At 55.5% G+C, this 19,890-nt stretch carries 12 protein-coding genes; 6 read left to right on the top strand and 6 right to left on the bottom strand.

Going from position 1 to position 19,890, the window contains the following annotated elements; all coding sequences use genetic code 11:
- Positions 1–3: 3 nt before the first annotated feature.
- From IPH75_00060 to IPH75_00045, 4 genes are all read left to right on the top strand, one after another.
- On the top strand, positions 4–1,896 hold the full coding sequence (locus tag IPH75_00060) for a hypothetical protein (protein ID MBK7140454.1): 1,893 nt from the start codon (positions 4–6) through the stop codon (positions 1,894–1,896).
- Between the two features lie 150 nt (positions 1,897–2,046).
- Positions 2,047–2,430: a hypothetical protein gene (locus IPH75_00055; GenBank protein MBK7140453.1), complete on the top strand. Its 384-nt coding sequence runs from the start codon at positions 2,047–2,049 to the stop codon at positions 2,428–2,430.
- 1,163 nt (positions 2,431–3,593) lie between these two features.
- Positions 3,594–8,378: a right-handed parallel beta-helix repeat-containing protein gene (locus IPH75_00050; protein ID MBK7140452.1), complete on the top strand. Its 4,785-nt coding sequence runs from the start codon at positions 3,594–3,596 to the stop codon at positions 8,376–8,378.
- A gap of 120 nt (positions 8,379–8,498) precedes the next feature.
- Positions 8,499–9,968, top strand: a complete 1,470-nt coding sequence (locus tag IPH75_00045; GenBank protein ID MBK7140451.1) for a thrombospondin type 3 repeat-containing protein — start codon at positions 8,499–8,501, stop codon at positions 9,966–9,968.
- A gap of 115 nt (positions 9,969–10,083) precedes the next feature.
- On the opposite strand, the gene IPH75_00040 is transcribed toward IPH75_00045, so the two are convergent.
- A complete protein-coding gene (locus IPH75_00040; GenBank protein ID MBK7140450.1) occupies positions 10,084–10,806 on the bottom strand; it encodes a prepilin-type N-terminal cleavage/methylation domain-containing protein in 723 nt (240 codons plus the stop codon).
- 672 nt (positions 10,807–11,478) lie between these two features.
- Here IPH75_00040 and IPH75_00035 point away from each other — a divergent pair.
- Positions 11,479–11,673 (top strand): hypothetical protein, encoded by a 195-nt coding sequence (locus IPH75_00035; GenBank protein MBK7140449.1) that lies wholly within the window; start codon positions 11,479–11,481, stop codon positions 11,671–11,673.
- A 143-nt stretch (positions 11,674–11,816) separates the two neighbouring features.
- On the opposite strand, the gene IPH75_00030 is transcribed toward IPH75_00035, so the two are convergent.
- From IPH75_00030 to IPH75_00015, 4 genes are all read right to left on the bottom strand, one after another.
- Complete coding sequence (locus IPH75_00030; GenBank protein ID MBK7140448.1) at positions 11,817–13,763, bottom strand: VCBS repeat-containing protein; 1,947 nt, start codon at positions 13,761–13,763, stop codon at positions 11,817–11,819.
- A 216-nt stretch (positions 13,764–13,979) separates the two neighbouring features.
- A complete protein-coding gene (locus tag IPH75_00025) occupies positions 13,980–14,780 on the bottom strand; it encodes a response regulator transcription factor (GenBank protein MBK7140447.1) in 801 nt (266 codons plus the stop codon).
- Positions 14,780–15,922 carry a histidine kinase gene (locus tag IPH75_00020; protein ID MBK7140446.1) on the bottom strand — a complete coding sequence of 381 codons (1,143 nt, stop codon included), beginning with the start codon at positions 15,920–15,922 and terminating at the stop codon, positions 14,780–14,782. Before IPH75_00020 ends, IPH75_00025 begins: the two co-directional genes overlap by 1 nt.
- Before the next feature lie 171 nt (positions 15,923–16,093).
- Positions 16,094–17,323 (bottom strand): hypothetical protein, encoded by a 1,230-nt coding sequence (locus IPH75_00015; GenBank protein ID MBK7140445.1) that lies wholly within the window; start codon positions 17,321–17,323, stop codon positions 16,094–16,096.
- Between the two features lie 337 nt (positions 17,324–17,660).
- Here IPH75_00015 and IPH75_00010 point away from each other — a divergent pair, with 337 nt between their 5' ends.
- The gene (locus IPH75_00010; protein ID MBK7140444.1) at positions 17,661–19,130 is read left to right on the top strand and encodes a hypothetical protein; all 1,470 of its coding nucleotides are present in this window, start codon (positions 17,661–17,663) and stop codon (positions 19,128–19,130) included.
- A gap of 97 nt (positions 19,131–19,227) precedes the next feature.
- Here IPH75_00010 and IPH75_00005 read toward each other — a convergent pair.
- Positions 19,228–19,890, bottom strand: a 663-nt coding sequence (locus IPH75_00005; GenBank protein MBK7140443.1) for a hypothetical protein, incomplete at its 5' end; no start/stop codon positions are given.

Genomic DNA, 19,890 nt, shown 5'->3' with positions numbered 1-19,890 from the left:
CATATGTTGGTTCGCTGCGGGCTTGGTATCATGGGAGTCATCTGCTTCCTTCTCATCCATCAGGGTGTCGCCTCCGAAGAGTCTCCGATCGTTAAAGACAGCGTTTTTCATCATTCCAGTTCAAAATTCCAGGCAGATCAGATCCAGTTCGATCTGGGACGGGCGAATGAGGAAGGATTTGAGGGGTCGCTCCAGATGTCATCGCCAGATGACCGCTATTGGAAAAACGAGATGTCTCCCTCGATTCCGGGAGTGAATGGGCTGATATACGCAACTACTGTATACAATGGTGAGCTTATTCTTGCCGGGAATTTCACTGTCGCCGGTCGAACTCGCGCGGCGAGAATTGCGGCCTGGGATGGTACTGAATTCAGGAGACTTTGTGATGGAATTTCAGGCGGTAGCACACCGACGGTTGAAGCTCTGACGGTATGGGATGGGAAATTGATAGCCGCAGGGCATTTCACCGATATTGATGGCGTAGCGGTTCACAATTTGGCGCAGTGGGACGGTAACGTCTGGTCGCCAGTAGGGGTCGGCGTTGGCGAACCAGATGGCTATCTCTTTGCGTTAGCCGTATACGACGGCAAGCTGGTAGTCGGCGGCGAGTTTGGAGGCGGGAGTTCTCAGTACACCAGCGGCATTGCAAGTTTCGACGGTCAGACCTGGATGTCTCTCGGGAGCGGCGACCTATCAAGAACGCCATCAATTGAAGTTCTGTTTACGCATGACAATCTGCTGATTGCCGGAGGATTCTATCGGAATAGTCTGACCGAGGCATATCTCGAAATATGGAATGGGGATGTCTGGTCCAAACCGGGCGGTAGCCTGACCGGAACCACAGCAGTTGTGCTTTCCGCCGCCTTCTTTCAAGGCGAGTTGTATGTGGGCGGATCTTTTACAGCGGCCGCCGGCAGCCCGGCTCAGTATGTTGCCAAGTATGACGGCACCGCATGGCACCCCCTGTCGTCTCAGCCCAATGGCTATGTACTTACGCTGGCAGAATTCAAGGGACGGCTTTTTGCAGGCGGCGGATTCACTGCAATCGGCAATGAAGCATTGCACCATGTGGCCGCCTGGGACGGCACTTCCTGGGAATCTCGCGATCCAAATTTTAATGGCACGATAAACGACCTTTCTGTTTATCAGAATAAGCTCTTTGCCAGCGGCGCTTCCATGCGAGTCGAAGCAGAACTGAACCCCGCATGGCGAATTGCACAGTATGACTCGTTATTCTGGTCTCCCTTGCTTACCGGCATGACCGGTGAAGCAAAATCGATGATCGTGCACGACGGCAAACTGGTGGTCGGCGGAGGAATCGCGCTTGACGGGTCGGGCGAAGTCCATTCTCTCGTACGATGGGACGGTGCAAATTGGACTCCGTTTGGAGTGGAACCTTTAGGCGTTGTTTCCAGCCTTGTGCATTTCAACGATGAACTGGTCGCTGGTGGTTCATTCGCGACCGTTGACACAGGTACCACAGATTGCGTTCTCCGATATGACGGCAGTGCCTGGAATAACCTCGGACCGGGGCTGAGCGGTCAGGTACGCGCCATCGCCGTGTTCCGTGACACGCTTTACGTAGGCGGTGCCCTGCAGTTGAATGGTCAGTCGAACCCATTGGGAGTAGCTCGTTGGGATGGCGCTGGCTGGTCACCAGTTGGCAATTGGGTGACGCGCGATGTTTACGCTCTCGCGACGAGCAACGATAAGCTGTGGGTAGGCGGCCGATTTTTCAAGACCATCGGCGATAGCGCAAATTATCTGGCCACCTGGGATGGAGCCCAGTTGGCATCCGGCCGCTGGTCTCAATGGAGCGATCTTTGCACTTGCTTCCCTTCAAGGAAAGCTGGTTGCTGGTGGGACTTTCACCAGCGGGGGCACACTCAAGTCTGAACAGGATAGCCTTGTGGGATGGTCAGACTGGCTCGCCGCTTCATTCCGGAGTCTGGGCCGGTCTGATCCACTCCGGGTACCTGCAATGACCCTGATCGCCGCCGGAAAATCTCAGTTGGCGGTTATCAAACCACTCTCCCCATTGGGGGAATGGTCGCATGGGACGGTGACAACTGGGTCCCGCTTGGGTCGGGAAGCAACGGTTCAGTCAATACCATTTTGTCGCGGGACTCTGATCTGGTAGTGGGTGGTGCATTCACCGGAATGGGAGACCAGACAGCATCAGTAATCGCTCGCTGGACCAAGGGGTGTTGTGATGGCATGGTAGGGAATGTGAATCTGTCTACCGATGACCTCATAGACCTTTCTGACTTGTCTGTGTTCATTACGTATCTGAGCGAACCTGGCGCTATCACATTAGGTTGTGCTCAGGAAGCTGATATCAATGGCGGAGGTGTTGATCTGACCGACCTCTCCCTCATGATCGGCTACTTGACGAATCGACCGAGACCAGATCTTCCGCTCTGTCCATAGCGACACAGCGATATTCTTGATGCAGGCAGCACGCAGTAAGCTTCTACTCGCGATCGTTTTGCAACGACCTTTGTCGAGTTACGCTGCGCATCATAGATATGTGCGCTCGCATTCGATCTGCAATTCAATTGAAGGTACTTTTCACCAAACACGACGGTCTCTACTGAAGGTAAAAAATACCTAACGCGAATTTTCGATCTCCCGCTCTTCTGCAAATGAGATGAGAAGTGTAAATCTAATCAAGAATTGCGGAAGAACTAACAGAAACCCCTTGACAATGTGGCTCCTGCAGTCTATTATGCTGGCGTCGATAATCGCATGTACGTTTCGGTCACGCGACGACATTTTTTGGGGTTGGAAGTTTTTCAGGGGGACCGAACGCACACAGCACTTATCGGGAACTGGAAGAACAATTAACAAATTGACTGGGTACTGCGGCGACAGACGGAAGTCGCGGCAAATTTGTTAGAAGGTCTCTTCCAAGGGAACCAATAAGAGCCTCTCGCCGACTCTCACGTTACTCCTTGGCAGTAAGCTGCCTCCTAACATCTTCCATGGATTAAGGTTCTACAGCGGTGCGGTCGCATGCTCAATTGAAGTGAGTTTGCAGATCGGGCTTGATGTAGCCCGGTGCGCAAGCTTGGCCGGTTTCCGGCATGAGATTGAGGGGACGTGCGGCTGCACGCTTCGAACCTGACAACATCGTGGCTCGAAGTTTCGGAGGGAAAAGCAGCATCGGACAAACATCACAACGACCTTGTGATCGATTGTCGACCCTTTTCATGCGCAGCATTGGCTGCACGCTGAGGACGAAAGCGGTAAGCTCACAGAAAAAGGGATTCGCGACGGACTGCCGGCGGGGTTCAATAAGTGCCGCCAGGTAAGAAGGCACCGTAAGGCTAACCTGGGTACTGCTAGTCTTGGGCTCCTCACCCGGCAGCGTCGCAATATAGCGGGACTGTCTCCGTTATACAAGAGTAACTTGTACGGCTGTATCGCCATGGCCGAGTCTACGCTTCCTCCTTCAACGATCTAAAGGCAACTCAACAATCGACCAATCATCGCCGCACGCGATGTGGCTCTCATGAAATCCCTGAGAAATGGGCGAGGATGAGGTACGCCTGTACCTGGCCGTACGAGAAGGAATATTTCGGAGGAACAACATGTCTAGAAATTTCCTAATGCTTCTTTTGGCGATAACGGTGGTATGTCTGGCCGCAGCTCCTGCCATGGCCCAGTATACGACCTTTGTCGTGGATGACGATGGCAACCCGCTGACCACCTATCCGTCGCTCTCCGCAGCCATTGCGACTGCGCAGACCTACGCGGGTGGCCCGCACAAGATCGTCATTATGGCCGGTAACTATAACGATGTCAATCTGACGCCGAATCCGACGAAGATCGACGAGATTTATGGTGATCCGGATGCGACCCCGGGAGACATAGTCTTTACGTCACAAACCGGGACATTCAATTTCATCACTCTCGGCCTGGACCAGAAGCTATCCGGCATCAAGCTGGTCGGCTACAAGGGAACGGGTGTGACGGTCATTGGCGACAATGTGGTTGTTGATGACATGATCATCGAGGGTGCCAGTGGTGTTGGCGTGAATATCAGCAACGCCAACGGCATCATGGTCCAGAACCTGGTCCTTTCGACCCTCGACTATGGTGTCCTGGCGAATGTGAGCAATAACTCAAAGATCCAGATGATCGACATGACCGACTGCGGTTATGGCGTGGCTGTCGCCAATTTCACGGCGGGGTTGATCGATAAGATCAATATCGTCGATGGTAACTACGGCATCTACGTGGATGGCGGAAGCCTGACGACCTTCGTGACCAATTGCAAAGTTGAGTCGGCGGCCAATTATGGTATCTGGCTCAACGCCGCTGGTCAGTGCCAGGTTCTGAACAACCTGGTCTATCAGTCCGGCTCCTATGGTATCGTCGCACAAGCGTCGACCTTCCAGAACTGGATCCTCAATAACTGCCTGATCGGTAACACTGGCGCAAGCCAGGGATACGACGATGGAGTACTGGGCAACTGGTGGAATAACAACTTCTACAGCGATAATGTTTACACCATGGTACCAGGGGCAGTAACCGACGCGGCACCGATGAAGTATCTACTTTCAGCGGTAGCCTCCGGCTCCAGCTACAATCTGGGCGACATCATCAATGTGGATTTAAACTGGACCATGACGGCATGTGCCAGCCTGGACAGCCAGATGATGGCCGCCTACAATTTTGTCGTCAATTGGGATGACACGAAGCTGGCCTATGTGGCTGGTTCGGCTGATTATGATGAGGCGTATCTTGGCCCGGCGCCGCCGGCCCTCTATACCGGCATCAGCGAAACCTCCAACTCGCTTACCTTTGCGGCCGCGAACTTTACCGTCCCCGGTATTGATGGCGGGCGTCTTGGGTTTGCGCAGTTCGAAGTAATCGGTGCCAATGTTTCGTCGGCGATCAGCTTCACGGGAGCCGATTTCCGTGATCCTGCCAACACTCCAGTCCCGCACACGACCGCGACCACAACCTTCACCCTGGTCGACAATGTCGCTCCTGTGCTGGTCTCAGCCATTGCCAGCAATCCTGCCGGCGATGACGTTTATTCCGACGGTTCTGTGGCGGGCCCTGGACCGTTTGTGAAACTGGATATGATCATGTCGGCGACGGATAACTACGATCTCAATCGGATCGAGTATTCGTACAATGGCGCACCATGGGGAACCTGGATCCCGGGCCTCACTGGCATCTCCTATACCAGCCCGTCAATGTATGCGGGTGGTGTGGCGGGTCTGCCGGCCGGTGCAAACAATCTGGCGTTGCGTGTCGTTGATGCTGCCGGATTGATCTCCAATGTGATCACGTATAACTTCACAATCGACAGAACCGCTCCGGTCATTACCGCCGTCGCGATATCCGACAAGGATGGTTGCGCGCTGGATAATAGCCGCTGGACGAACGATCCGACCGTCACCATGGCGATCACCGCTACCGGCGATCCTGTTACCATGATGCGATCGGAGTCGGGCGATCAGCCGACCGAAGCATTTGTCGCTACGAAAGACTTCGTGATGACCGGTGTTAACGGTGCACACACTGTCTGGGCCCGGTTGTACGACAAGTACAACAACAGAGTCGATTGGACCGCGTCCAATTCGATCATCCTGGACAATGTCGCACCAGTGGCAGTCGGTCCGCTGGTTATCAATGCCGCGGCGGCCAAAACCAACAATGTCAATGTTGCGCTCGCATGGTCTGATCTCGGACTGGGTGGCGCAAACATGGGCGAGCGGAAAGCTTCCGAAAACCCGGGCGACCTGGTTTGTGGAACCGCCGGTTGGGTTCCGAACTCAGTTGGTCCGCCTCTCGCCTTTGCCCTCTCCGCCGGCGACGGCATGAAGACCGTTTATCTGGCGTCTCGCGACAGCGCGGGGAACATCAGCAACGTGCTGTCCGACGGTATCACTCTCGACCAGACACCGGTGACGATCACGTCATACGACATGGTCGATCTGTCCGGTTTTGTCTGCACCAATGATGGTCAGATCAAGGGGCACTATGCGTGGACCGGCACCGATGCCGTGTCCTTAGAGTGGTCCTATGATGGCACCACCTGGGGAACCTGGAAGAGTCTCGTTGGTGTGACTTCTCCGGACTCCACGAACGGTTCAGTACCGGCGGCTCCGGATGGAGTGAAATACCTCTACATCCGCATCGTCGATGATATCGGAAACATCAGCACGGCCAAGGTCGACAGCATCGAAGTTAAAGCTGCGGTGCCAGCACTGACGAGCCTGACAGTTCTCGATATGGCCGCGACGGCAACTCCCGACCCGACATGGCCACAGTGGTCGAACAGCAAGTCAGTTGGCCTGCTGATGACCGGTCTGAGCGCCGATGTTGTTGCGGTGAAGGTTTCCGAAGACGGCTTCGCCACCAGCACGCAGTATGCGATCATCCCGACCGATCCGTTCACGCTTGGCTACACGTATGCCGGAACCGGCACCGAGTGCGCTGCGAACGCGATCGCGGTGAAAGCTGTGACCTGCGCTGGAGTGGAGTCCGCGGTTCTGAGCTATAACATCTATTTTGATTTCGTCAATCCTGTGATCGCTTCGTTCACGGGCCCGACACTGACCAACAATCCGACGGTAGCACTGGCGATCAGCGCAACCGACAACTGCATTGTCTGGCAGATGCGTCTTGGTGAAGGCTCGTTGACGGGCGTCCCGTGGATCCCGTTCAATCCCGCTCCGAGTTTTGTGCTGTCAGCGGGCGATGGTCCGAAGACAGTAAATCTCGAAGTGGTCGACGGTGCCGGCAACATTGCGGCAGCATCGGTAGTCATCAATCTTGATGCGACGATACCTTCGGCGGGCACTTTCTATGTAACGTCGGCTAACCCGCTTGCGGCGATAGACTACACAGACGCGCTGACCGGCAATACCGCTCACCTGACGTGGGACGGTGATGTGACCTACATGCGAATCCGCAATAGTGACGGCAGCGGCAATACGGGATATATTCCGGTTGCCAGCCCATTTGCGCTGAACGCATTGGTTGCCGGCGGTCCCGGACCTCGTACGCTTCAGTATTGGTTCCGCGACGCTGCCAACAACGTGGCTGGTCCGTTTACTCATGTCGTTGATTACTCGAACGTCAATCCCAATCCTCCTGCGGCTGGAACTGCCACTGGCACGCCATTGGCGAGCTGTCTGCTGGAGTGGGGTGCCGTAACCGACGCCCAGAAGTACATCATCAAGTTCAACTTCCAGAACCAGTATCCGACCTATGATGATCCGATTCCGCCTCATCCGCTGGATCGCCTGCTGGAAGGTATCCTCGCGACCGATACCGTCACTGGTCTCCAGTACGTGTTTGACGGTCCGCAGCCGGATATCTATTCCTTCTCGATCTGGACGTTGAGCAAACACGGTCTCTATTCGCTCTCTCCGAACATCGATGTTACTGCGACCAACTATATCCTGGGCGACTTCGAGCCGACTCCGGATGGTTGCATTGACTTCGGCGATGAGTTCGGCGAACTGGCCGTGGCTTATAATTCGATCTCAACCGACCCGAACTTCAACATGTATCTGGATATCGCCCCGACCAGCGACATGTCGACGACCGGCTATCCGATGCCGGATCTGGCGGTTGATTTTGAAGATCTCGTGATCTTCGCCCTGAACTACGACGAATATCTCTGTTCCGGCAGCGCGCCCGCGCAGCCGACCGATACGCGTGAAGTCGGCAAGCTGAAAGCCGGCCCGCTCGCGGTGGTCGCGGATATCCCCGACCGCGTGAAGATCGGTGATGAATTCGTCGTTCCGTTCAAGATCGACCAGTACGAAGCGGTCAAAGCGTTCCATGTCACTCTTGGTCTCAACAATGATGCCTTTGAGGTTGTCCGGATTGATGCCGGTTCAGCCTATGAAGGCGTCAACGAGTCGTTCTTCTACAGCAACCCGAAGTCGACCAAGATCGATGTCAGTGGTACGGTACTCGGCCGTAACGTCACTTACACCAGTGATCAGTTCTTCACGGTCACGATCAAGGCCTTAAAGACCGGTGACGTGAATCTTGAGGAACTGGAACTGACCTTCCGTGACAGAGAGAACAAGGACTTCCAGGCGAGCCTGACATTCAACCGCATCGTCAATGGCACGCTGCCGACGGCCTTTGCTCTGTCGCAGAACTACCCGAACCCGTTCAACCCGACCACCTCGATCGAGTTGGCGCTGCCGGTTGCCAGCGAATATACGCTGACGATCTACAACGTCCTCGGTCAGGAAGTGAAATCCTTCAGCGGCTTCGCCGAAGCTGGATTCGTCCGGGTCGATTGGGATGCGACTGATCAGAGCTCGGGCATTTACCTCTACAAGGTGACTGCCGGACGCTTTGAGGACACCAAGAAGATGGTCCTTATCAAGTAACGCACTCCCGGGTAAAGGGAAAAACCGGAGAGGGGTCTAACCACCCCTCTCCGTATGAATGAGGTATTTCATAGAATGCAGTATGGAGGAACCATGATTAGCCGTCCCCTTTCTCTTCCGATGATCGTCGCGGCACTCTGTCTTTGCTCGCTGGTGTCGACGGTTTCGGGCGCGTCAATATTCCTGAGTCCTGATTCCGTGAAGCTGGTCGATCCGATCGGCGACACGGTCCATCTGGAACTTCGGGTCGACGCAGCTACACAGGACCTGAAACTGTTCTCTGTCCGTATCCAGCTCGCTCCGGGAAAGCTCGATACGCTTGGGATCACCGAAGGGCCTCTCTTTCAAACTCAAGGGCAGACCGTTTTTAACAAACGGCTCGAGAATAATGATTCGATTCTGGTGATCGAGGGATTGATCCTCGGTTACCTGAAATCCGCGGATGGGCCGGGAACGCTGGCCTATATCAATCTGCTCGTCCTTGACACCGGACGAGTAGACCTTGCGATTCTAGATCATGAGACACGCGATGTGGATAATGTCCCGTTTGCCAGCAGTGCCTTTGGCGCCCTGCTATTTCTGAATTATCCTCCCGTTCCGTTCGAATTGCGCTATCCGCTGAATGGCGAGGGAGTTTCAGGCATCGGGTGCGGGCTCGACAGCGTGACGGTGCGGTGGCAGCGATCTCGATCAGTCTACTCCGGAGAACAGGTCCGGTACACGCTGCAGTATACCAAGGATCCGTCATGGCAGGTACACAACGTGACAACGGTTTCGTCCCTGGTTGATACCAGCTACCGATTTCAGATCCTGCCTCTTGGAAAGTATTACTGGAAGGTCACGGCAACAGGCATAGTGAACGGATTCACGCGGCCATCGACGCCCGTGATCGATTCTTTTAATTTGAGCTATCCCGATCAGGATGGAGATACCAAAGCAGATGCCTGCGACAACTGCCCGACGATCGCCAATCCGACCCAGACCGACAGCGACAATGACGGCAAAGGAAATCTCTGCGACAACTGTCCAACGGTCTCCAACAGCAATCAAACGGATGTTGACGCTGATGGTGTGGGCGATGCTTGTGACAACTGCAAGTTCATCGGCAATTCCGATCAGGCCGATTCGGATAATGACGGAATCGGGAACCTTTGTGACAACTGTCCGACTATTGCAAACACCAACCAGTTGAACACCGATGGAGACCTGCTTGGAAATGCCTGCGACAACTGTCCGACAGTGGTGAACCCGGATCAGGCAGATCCTGACCATGATTCATACGGTTCCGCCTGCGACAATTGCCCCAATGTCTTTAACCCAACCCAATTCGATAGTGACGGGGATGGTGTGGGCGATCAGTGTGATGGCTGTTGCCAGGGGACAACCGGAAATGTCAATCTGGAGGGTGGCATTGACCTTTCAGATCTGAGCCTCATAATAGGTTATCTGACAATGACGCCGCGCCCAGTGCTTCCCTGTCTGGAAGAGGCAAACATCAATGCGGTGGAAGGAATAGATCTCTCAGACTTGTCGCTATTGATCGCCTATTTGACGGTCACGCCGCGACCAACGATACCCAACTGCCCGTGAGGGAATTGGGACATTACCTCATTGGTTCCCCCCGGAACGACGGCCCAGTTTCTAGCGAACCGCTGGGCCGTCCAAAAAATTATGACGGATGATACAGATTTCGGGGGTCGATTGCTTACCAGGAATTTTCGCCGATCGCGACGGCTCCTGAACAGCCGGTCGCACCAATGGTCGTACCGGTGTTGGCCCAGAGTTCGCCAGTTGAAGCTTTGTAGGCCCATCCACCGCGCATTCCCACAATGACACCCTTGGTCACGCCAGTGACGATCGAATCGGGTGCGTTAGTGTCAACCTGAAAGGGATTTTTGGGAATTGCCTGCGCCATAACCCGGTCGATCGTCCGCAAAGTGTCGATCGGCGGGAAACTGGCGCTTCCATTTCGCACAATGTTGTTGGATCTCCAGAGATTGACAGCCTCGCGCATGGACATGAGCGACTGCTTGCAGGCGGACCGCTTTGCTTCGACGGTAAGATCCCGATAGGATGGAACAGCCACCGCCGCTAGTATACCGAGCACGACGATCGTGATGATCAATTCGATGAGCGTGAATCCGCGATTATCCACTGCCCCCGCCCCCGCCCCTTCCCGTCCTCGCCCGGCGCCCCCCGGGGGCGGGGGTCGCCGCCGCGCGCCGCCCCGGGGGCGCTGGGGGGCCCAGCCTGGCGGGCGGCGCCCCGGCTGCCCATCCGGACCGCCCGCCGGGGCTCGGTGCTGGCCGGCGACGCCGGGGCCCCCCCTTTTGGGCCGCTCCGGCGCGCCCCGCGCGGCCCCCGGGTCGGTTATGCGATTGGCGGCCGGGGGGCCGCGACCCCGAAAACCTGGCCGATTCTGTCTCATCATTGGCGGCTGCCCTGGCCCCCCCGGGCCAGGCGGTGCTGGCGATGGCGAACCGCGGGGCCTCTGCCGTTCTGGTCACCGCGACAGTGCTCTTTCCCCGCCACTGGCACCGGGGATTGCCAGTCCCTACGCAATACGGCTGGAGAGCACAGACTGGAACGAAGTTGGGCGAACCGCCGGCAACACCGGCGCGGTTTCCACCTGGCAAGTGCGCCGCCGCGGCTACAGGCTGTGCCGGCACCGGGCGCGCCACGGCTCTTGCTGCGGCCTGCTCCTGATCGGGACATCGCTCGTTGGATGGTGGGGCGGGACGCAGGCGCCCCCCCGTTTGTCGGCGAGTACTCCCCGCCTTGCGCCCAGACGACGCTGATGCGAATTGGGGATCATCGCAGCAGGGAGCGCCCACGCGGGGATCGGGAGAGTTGGGAGGGCGGCGGTTTATGTTTATCGATGGCAGCTGGTGCGGGTATTCCCAGCGGCCCCCTGTTTGAATATGTTGATGTGGATATTCCACGCCGTTTTCCCGGGGCCGCATGCTGACTGTCGGGCGAGGCGGTGGCGAGAAACTACGCCGCCGAGAATTGGATCGGTTGAGATCGATCCGGCTGTCACCAGGACGGCGCCTTTTCGGCAGGCCAGAGGTTCTACCATCAGGATGGACGGCAGTACTTCATTGAGAATAGGACCGAATACGATATTGTCATCATGGATGCGTTCGGAAGCAGTTCCATCCCTTTTCACCTCGTTACCGAGGAATCCTTTGCACTGATAAAAGAGCATCTGAGTGCCGGGGGGAGTACGCGGATGAAGGCGGGTTGGCGCGACCAGCGTGCTGAGCCTACGGCCCAACGCAGTTCCGGCATGTGATCGCCCTTGCCGACGCTGAGCCGCCGGATCGCTTGTGAATATGATCCTGTGGGCATCCGATCGCCTTTGACTCTCGCCTGATCTCCCACCCTGATTATAGAGTAAGCCCCGGAATACAACAGCGAGCCCACGCCCGGGGACAATCAATTTGTGGCTTGGCCTGGGGTGGCAGTCAGGTAAGATATGAGCAGCGACAGATCGCTGAGGTCGATGGCGCCGGTCGCATTGACGTTGGCCTCGTCGGGACAAGGCAGAGTTGGTCTCGGCGATTGTGTCAGATAGGTGATCAACAGCGACAGATCTGAGAGATCAGGAATTTCTGCGGCCAGTGCGTTCACATTCCCCGTGACCCCTGCGCAACAACACGCATTTCCCACGCCGTTCTCGTCATTGTCTTCCTGCAAAGGGTTTGCATTGAACGGGCAATTGTCGATATGACCAGAGATTCCGTCACCATCCGAGTCATTTTGCGGGTCGAACGGAAAGAGATCACAGAGGTCGCCGGTGCCGTCACTGTCGCTGTCAAGCTGGTCGGCGTTGGCATTCACCGGGCAGTTGTCGCAAGCATCTCCGTGTCCATCAGTATCAGCATCAGATGTGCTGCACTCGGTGATGGTGATCAATTGGTCGGCTGGCACTGACTGAATCAGGGTGGCGATCCCGGATGGCCACCTCACGATGAGGGAATCAACGACTGTTGCTTCACCGAGTCCGAAGTGAGCAATCAGGCTACTGTGACCGAGGAAGCTGTTTTGCGTTGAGATCTCCCGGTGCATCCAGGTCGGCTGACCGTTGATAGTCGCTTTGGCGCGAATGGACGCACCTATACCGGCACGATTGGAGCGCTCTCCCTCCAATTTGATCTTCAGCCAATGATTACCATTGGAGTTGTCGTTTCGGATGAGCGATCGTTCTCCCGGTCCCCCCTGGACGTAAAGGTCGATATCTCCGTCATTGTCGTAGTCTCCGCCGGCAGCGCCCCAGGTCGAGGACGCCACATTGCGGATATCACCGGTCATCACCGAAGTAAAAGACCCGTTGCCGTTGTTTCGGTAGTAACTGTCGAAATTCTGGTCGTTGGTGACAAAGCAGTCCAGATCACCATCGTTATCATAGTCGGCCCACACCTGACCGAGAGAGATGTAGGATTCAGTGCAGATAGGGTCTCCCGTCACGGCGACGTACGTGCCGCCATCATTTCGATACAGGTCATTTGGCCTGACGGACGGTCTGGATCCTCCCCAGTTAGTACGATACCCATCCAGGTCGCCATCGTTGTCGTAGTCCACCATGTTCCAGACCTGACCATCCGCATTATCTGTGGCCATCGGGCCAGTCGTTATCTGCTCGAAGCCAACAGACCCGGATTCGATCAACAAGTTGCGATAAAGGTAATCGATCCCCCCAATGGTGTTGGCCGGTCCTGTCCCGACAAACATGTCAATATCCCCATCCTGATCGAAGTCGGTCCAGTTGCAGGATGTGAAGGGAGCCACCTGTTGGGCGATAATGCCTGTATCAATGCGGGTGAATGAGTAGTTGGGTGGTCCGTCGTTCAAATAGAGGCGACTGGGGCGAGTGGTACCGAGTATCATAAACCCTGCGGGCAACGCAATATAGAGATCGACATAGCCATCGTTATTGTAATCACCCCAGGCTGGGCTCCAGCCGGCCGAAAGAATGCTGCGGGCAAAGTCTCCTGATGCGGCGGGTACAAAGGTCCCGCCGTTGTTGGTATACAATGCTCCATACTCGCCCGAGATGAAGCAATCGAGATCGCCGTCGTTGTCATAGTCGGCCCAGGCCGTGCCCCGATAATTGAGCAGGTCTGTGTCGAAAGCGTCAACCGTGGCCGAAAAAGTACCGTCGCCATTGTTGCGATAGAGATCGCACCCGTTGGGAGTGACGGCAAAGAGATCTTCCCATCCGTCGCCGTCATAGTCTATCCAGGCACATCCGACATATGCCGCGAAATTCTGATCGAGATTGAATGGCACCCCGGGATCATCGACAATCGTGAATATCTGTGCTGATACTGAACCGAAGGTCACCACGATCAGCCCGAGAGCTGCGATCGCGATTCTGGACATCTGCCTGACGTAATACCTCATTAGCCACCTCTGTTTTGGGTAAGTTGACTTGGATGGTGCTCGTTTTTCCCCGGTGACTGATCCTGTCCCCGGATCGGGATCTGCCCATCGGTCGTTTCCGGCGGGCACACCTAACTAACGAGAGAAAGGAGGATCTGTCTGAGGTCTATTCGCGAACTGCACGTTTGATTCGCGAACAGCACTCAGGATGGTGAGCTAGGAAGTAAGAAGATGGCGCAGGGCGATTCGAAAGGTCCGGCTGACCCGCAGTCGAGTGCCGGAGTGAAGAGTGACCGTGTAGGTACCAAAGCGAGACGGTTTGATCTCCGCGATATGAGCAACGTTTACCATTGCGCCACGATGGACCCTGACAAAGGTCTCCGGGAGTGTCGCCTCCATCCCACCAAGGGATTCGTGGATCAGGTGTTTGCCGGTAGTTGAGTGGACTATCACGTAGTGGTCGGCTGCCTCGAGCCAGAAAATGTCTTTCAGGGAGATGGATCGAACCTGTTGTCGATCGTGAACGAGGACGCGCTGGCGCTTATCGACGCTCCCCTCGACATCCTTCTTGGGCGCATCGCCCGCGCCGTATTGCCATTGCTTGAGGAGGCTTTTCAGGCGTGGCTGTTGTCCTGTAGCCCCTTTTGACCCTGAGTTCCTCGCTCTGGCGATAGCCTCAGAAAACCGCTGACGAGTGAACGGTTTGAGGAGGTAATCCAGGGCATGCACTTCAAATGCTTTGACCGCATAGGCATCGTAGGCGGTTATAAAAATGACCGCCGGCATTTGCGAAACGCCGACTCGTCGGATCACGTCGAAGCCATCAAGCTCAGGCATCTGGATATCAAGCAAAACTACATCGGGGCTTGATGACGCGATCATTTCTACCGCCTCCAATCCGTTACTGCACTCCGCCACCAGCGTAGTCTGCGGCTCGTGCTGGAGGAATTGCCGCACTACTCGGCGGGACGGCGCTTCATCATCAACTACCATCACCTTGAGGGTTCGAACCGCCATCAGGCAATTCCCTTCGCTGGATCAGCGTTGAACGGAATGTCAATATTGATGCGCATACCGGTGTGGGCCAAAGCGGTGACCACAAATCGGAAATCTGACCCGTAATACTGACGGAGACGATCTTCGGTCAATCGATGCCCCCTGCCGCCGCTCCCCGGAATCTCGCTCGCGTCGGACTTCTCCCCCTGCTCTTCGATAGCGATCTGGAGGCGACCGTCGCTCACCACGGATTGGACCATCACTGACGATTCGCCGGTTCGATTTGCGACGCCATGTGTTACTGCGTTTTCCACCAATGGCTGTAACAGGAATTCCGGGACGAGGCCGGTCAGGCTTTCCGGAGAAGTTTGGATCTGAAATACCAGTCGTGGCTCGAATCGTTCGGCCATCAGTTCCAGATAGCGGCGGTTAAACTCCATTTCTGAGGCCACCGTGACGAATTCCTGTTCGTTACGGTCGAGCACCATGCGTAACAGATCGCTCAGTTTGGCGGTCATTTGGTGGGCCTTGTCACGGTCACCTTCGAGAATGCTGGATGAGATCGTGTTGAGGACATTAAACAGAAAATGGGGCTGGACCTGCGACTTGAGCGCTCTGAACTGCGCCCTCGCTAATTGCGCTTGAAGCTGTGAGGCCAGCAACTCGCGATCGTGCCAACGACGGTAAGCAATTAGAAGTTGCTCAATTCCGATCGTTACCCAAAACGCCAGAAAGTAATAGGAAGAGTGTTGGGTCAGGACAAAGTGAAAGAGGTACTCAAAACGCCCTTCGCGCGGATATCCGAAATTGATATAGAGTATCCATGTGTATGTCAGAACATAGAAAGCCGTAATGAGAAGACTCAGGACAGTCAGGCCAAGGATGCTGAGAATCGGGCGGACTCGATCAAAACGAAGCTGGTAGCCGATCCAGAGGATCAGCGGAGTCAATATCGCCCAGACAAACCAGACCTGCAGTTTCACGCGCACTAATTCACCGTCAACCCACGGATCCACATCCGAAAGCAGCAAATGCCAATGGGCTGAAGAGATCAGGGCGACTGTTGTCCAGAGTCCGGCGATGGCCAGCCAGCGTTGCCACCAAACCGGTATCAGGCGACGTATGAAATCACTAGTTTCTGAGTATAGTAGCTTGTTCTGCATGATCAACTCGTTGTGCCAATATACGTGTCGAGGGCGTATCCGGTGCAGAGAAAATCGGGGATAGCTGGATATGGCAAGTATCTTGCGATGACTCTGGGTTAGGTAGATAAGAAGACAGAGAGTTCCTCGTCGAGGAACTCTCTGTCGAATAATCTGCTGTTACCTTTTCGCTTATGGACACAGCGGGAGCACCGGTGCCGGCGCCGTGGTCAAGTGCGCGATCAGCAATGACAGATCGGAGATATCCGGCGAAGCGCCACCCGACGCATTGATATTGGCTTCGGCGGGACATGGTAGTATTGGAGCCGGAGCGGTTGTCAGGTACGCGATCAGCAGAGACAGGTCAGAAATATCCGGGGTTTCACCGAGCGACTTGTTGACATTTCCAGTCTGCCCTATGCAACAGGAAACAGGCGTCACGGTCACCAGGCCAGGCGCGCCTGATGAACCTGGAGTGCCGGTGGTGCCGCTGCCTGAATTTGTGGTGCCAACAGCGCCGCCGCCACCTCCGCCGCCATTTCCGAATGGGGCCGCTCCAGGACCCGCCATCTGGTCCGCGTGCGCTGCTATACTTTGAGACAAACCTGAACCGCCCGTGACACCAAATCCACCACCGCCGCCAATTGCCTGAATCGTCCCCGGCGCAATCATAGTGCCATAGAATATTTCCACACGCCCTCCATTTCCGCCGTTACCGCCCCCGCCTCCTCCGCCTCCGCCACCAACCATGTCAAGTTCTTCGAAGATAGTCTTGTTATAGGTTGTGGCTTGACCGAATTGACCGAAGAAGCCGTTGCCGCCTGTCGCACCATTGGCGTGAATAGTCCCCTGGTTATCCAGATTCGCTACATAAAGTCGGACGACGCCACCGCCCTGACCACCATTCCCTCCTTTTCCTCCTGGCCCACCGGAAGCCATTTCATTTGCCGAGCCATCCCAGGCTCCGCCGCCTCCGGAACCACCGGTCCCACCTGAACCGCCACTTCCCGCTCCCAATGCTGTACCAAGAGATCCCGGTGAACCAGTGGTGCCTTGAGAAGGATTGACATACGGACTGTGCCCGATGCCGGGATTTCCTCCATTGCCACCTCCGCCCCCGGCTCCACCATTCTGCTGATCGGTGATGATCCCCTGATTGAGGAGTGTGCCGTTGACATAAACGGTGTATCCGGCGGTGTTGAGAGTTGCCCCAGGTGACACCGTGAGATTGGTGTAATTGCGCGGCCCCGTTAGGGTCACGGTTCCGGCAATAACAGCCGGACCATCGGCACCAGTTCCAAATTGTGCGTGCGTCTCGACGGCGATTCCGCCCAAGAGAAGCGAAAGCAAGGCAGCCTTTCGCATAGCACGTAAAACGCGGTTGCGGACCGAGCGGTCACGCATGGTTTCTGGTCGAATCATCAGTACCTCCATCATTCACCCTGGATAGGTTGATTCGTTATATGCTGTAGTGATCTGATCTGCGAAAAGACAGGAGCCGCGACGAACCGTAATATGGATAATACCGGTCTATAAATTGCAATATACCTGTGATCGTGACACTGTCAAGAGGTATCCCGCGGCCATCCCGGTCCGTCTTATGCGAATACCTGAGTGGTCATATCCGTACAGCGGGGTGAAGTGCCTGTCGGCGTCGAAACCGCTCCGGCGGCCAGGATTGACCAGATTGGCCGTTGTCGACTCATCTGATTTGTGATATACTATCGCATTGAACCTACCGCATTGAAGGAGTCAGTCGATGATGATCTTGAGAACTGTTCTTTCCTGCCTGTTGCTTCTGGCGATCCTGGCGACCGCCGGCTTTGCCCAGCCATCGGGAGCAATTACCCCCACCCTGCTGGCGGGTTTTGAGAAAAAGCTCGCCGAAGATCCCACCATGAAGCCGCTCATCAACGCCGCCACCAACAATGACATACGAAGTCTCTCGCTCAATCGCGAGATGGTCAACTCGTTTGATGGCCGCTTTAACTATGAACTCAAAGGGACGAAGATCATCGATCAGAAGTCGAGCGGACGGTGCTGGATGTTCGCCGGCTGCAATGTGGTGACTCCCCGGGTGATGACAAAGCTGAAATTGGGAGATTTTGGCCTCTCCCAGGCGTATCTGTCGTTTTATGATCGGCTGGAAAAGTCGAATCTTTTCCTGGAGACAATGATCGCTTTGCGTGCAAAAGATATTACGGATCGCTCGTTACAGATGTATCTCGAGAACCCGATCGGCGATGGTGGTTGGTGGCAGTATTTTGAGGGACTGATCCGCAAGTATGGCGTGGTCCCTGCCTCTGCGATGCCGGAAACGAAGCAATCTGCCGCGACCGGCCGCACCAACGAGCTTCTTAATACGCTGCTCCGTAAGGGGACCGCCGAGATCCGTCGTATGCACCAGGCAGGACAGAAAGAAGCCGCGATCCGCAAATACAAAGAGAGTATGTTGTCGGATATCTACCGGCTCCTCGTCTGCGCATACGGCAAGCCGCCGAAAGAATTCGTTTTCCGGTATGAAGAGACCCGCAAAGATACCACTGCGGCTGTCACCACCGATACAACCAAGAAAGCCGACACGACCGGCACCAAGGTCCTGATTGACCGGACATTTACGCCGGAGTCATTCTTCAAGGAATTTTATGGTGATCTGACCACTGAGTATGTGGCGATCGTCAACAATCCTGCCCAGAAAGACCGCACCCTGTTTGAATTGGCGAGCAGTCGGAATATTCTCGAGCAGCCCGATAATCGATTCCTGAATATGCCGATCGAGAAACTGAAAGAATACGCGTACAAGATGATCCAGGACAGCCAGATCGTCTGGTTTGCCTGCGATGTGGGACGCGACAACTACAGCGATAGCGGACTCTTTGCCGCCAATGTCTGGGACTACACCAGCACGCTTGGGATCGATATGCGAACCACCAAAGCTGACCGTCTCGCCTATCGCGATGAGACTCCCAACCACGCCATGGTACTCCTGGCGGTCGATACCACGGAGGCGGGTGTCCCGCGCAAATGGAAGGTTGAGAATTCCTGGGGAGCCAGCGCAGGTTCCGGCGGCTACTGGACAATGTACGACTCCTGGTTCGATGACAACGTCCTGCTGGTGATGGTCGAAAAAAAGCTGCTCTCGAAAGAGGATGCCGCGTTGCTGGAGCAAAAACCGGTTATGGTAGAGGACTGGCAACCGTTCTTCCGTGCTTTGATGCAACTTCAGTAGATCACTGCTGACTCGCAGTCGAGTGACTGAAGTTATGGATAAGAGAATACCGCATGCTCTGCATGCGGTATTCTTTTGGGTAAGATTGATGTCCCGATCAGGGAAGAATTTTTCGCAAGGGAGAGTCGGTCACCGGCCACTGTCCCTTGGCGACGTTTTTGGCACCGGCGAACACGAGATAGGAGTACTTGCCGTAATGCGGTACCAACTGGCCAACTCGCGGCAATGAGCTGTAGTCACCGGTGATCACCACCAGATATTTCCCAAAGCCATTCCAGTTCTGACCTGCCATGATCACGGTGTGATCTGCCAACGACCAAGTCGCACCACCGATCGTGACGGAGTCCTTTGTGCGAACGATCTGCTTGGCGAGATAATCGGGCAACTGCATCGGATTCATGATGATCGGTGCACAGTCATGCGGGAGCGCGTCGAGATCCGCGATTGAACGCAGGACGACCGAACCTTCAGTGATCGCTGAACCAAACGAGGTAAATGCCTCGCTTCCGGTCTGATCGTCTGGTTCCCTCAACAATTCTTTTCGCTCCACTCCCAGCACCGCCGAGATGATCGGTTCAACTTCCTCAGGGTAGAGGCGGCGGAAGAGATGGAAGTCCGGGTCGACTGCGAGTGACGTTACTTCATTAGATACTACAAAGTCAGCAGTTACTTCAGCAGAAGATAATAGAACGGAGGTCGTTTCCGCGATATTCGCTCCCTCCGCTCGGAGAGGGACGGTCAGTCGATATGGTGTAGTGGC

The organism is bacterium, from assembly GCA_016708025.1.
In the GTDB taxonomy this organism is placed as follows: domain Bacteria; phylum Zixibacteria; class MSB-5A5; order GN15; family FEB-12; genus FEB-12.
This window is presented reverse-complemented; position numbering and strand designations above follow the sequence as displayed.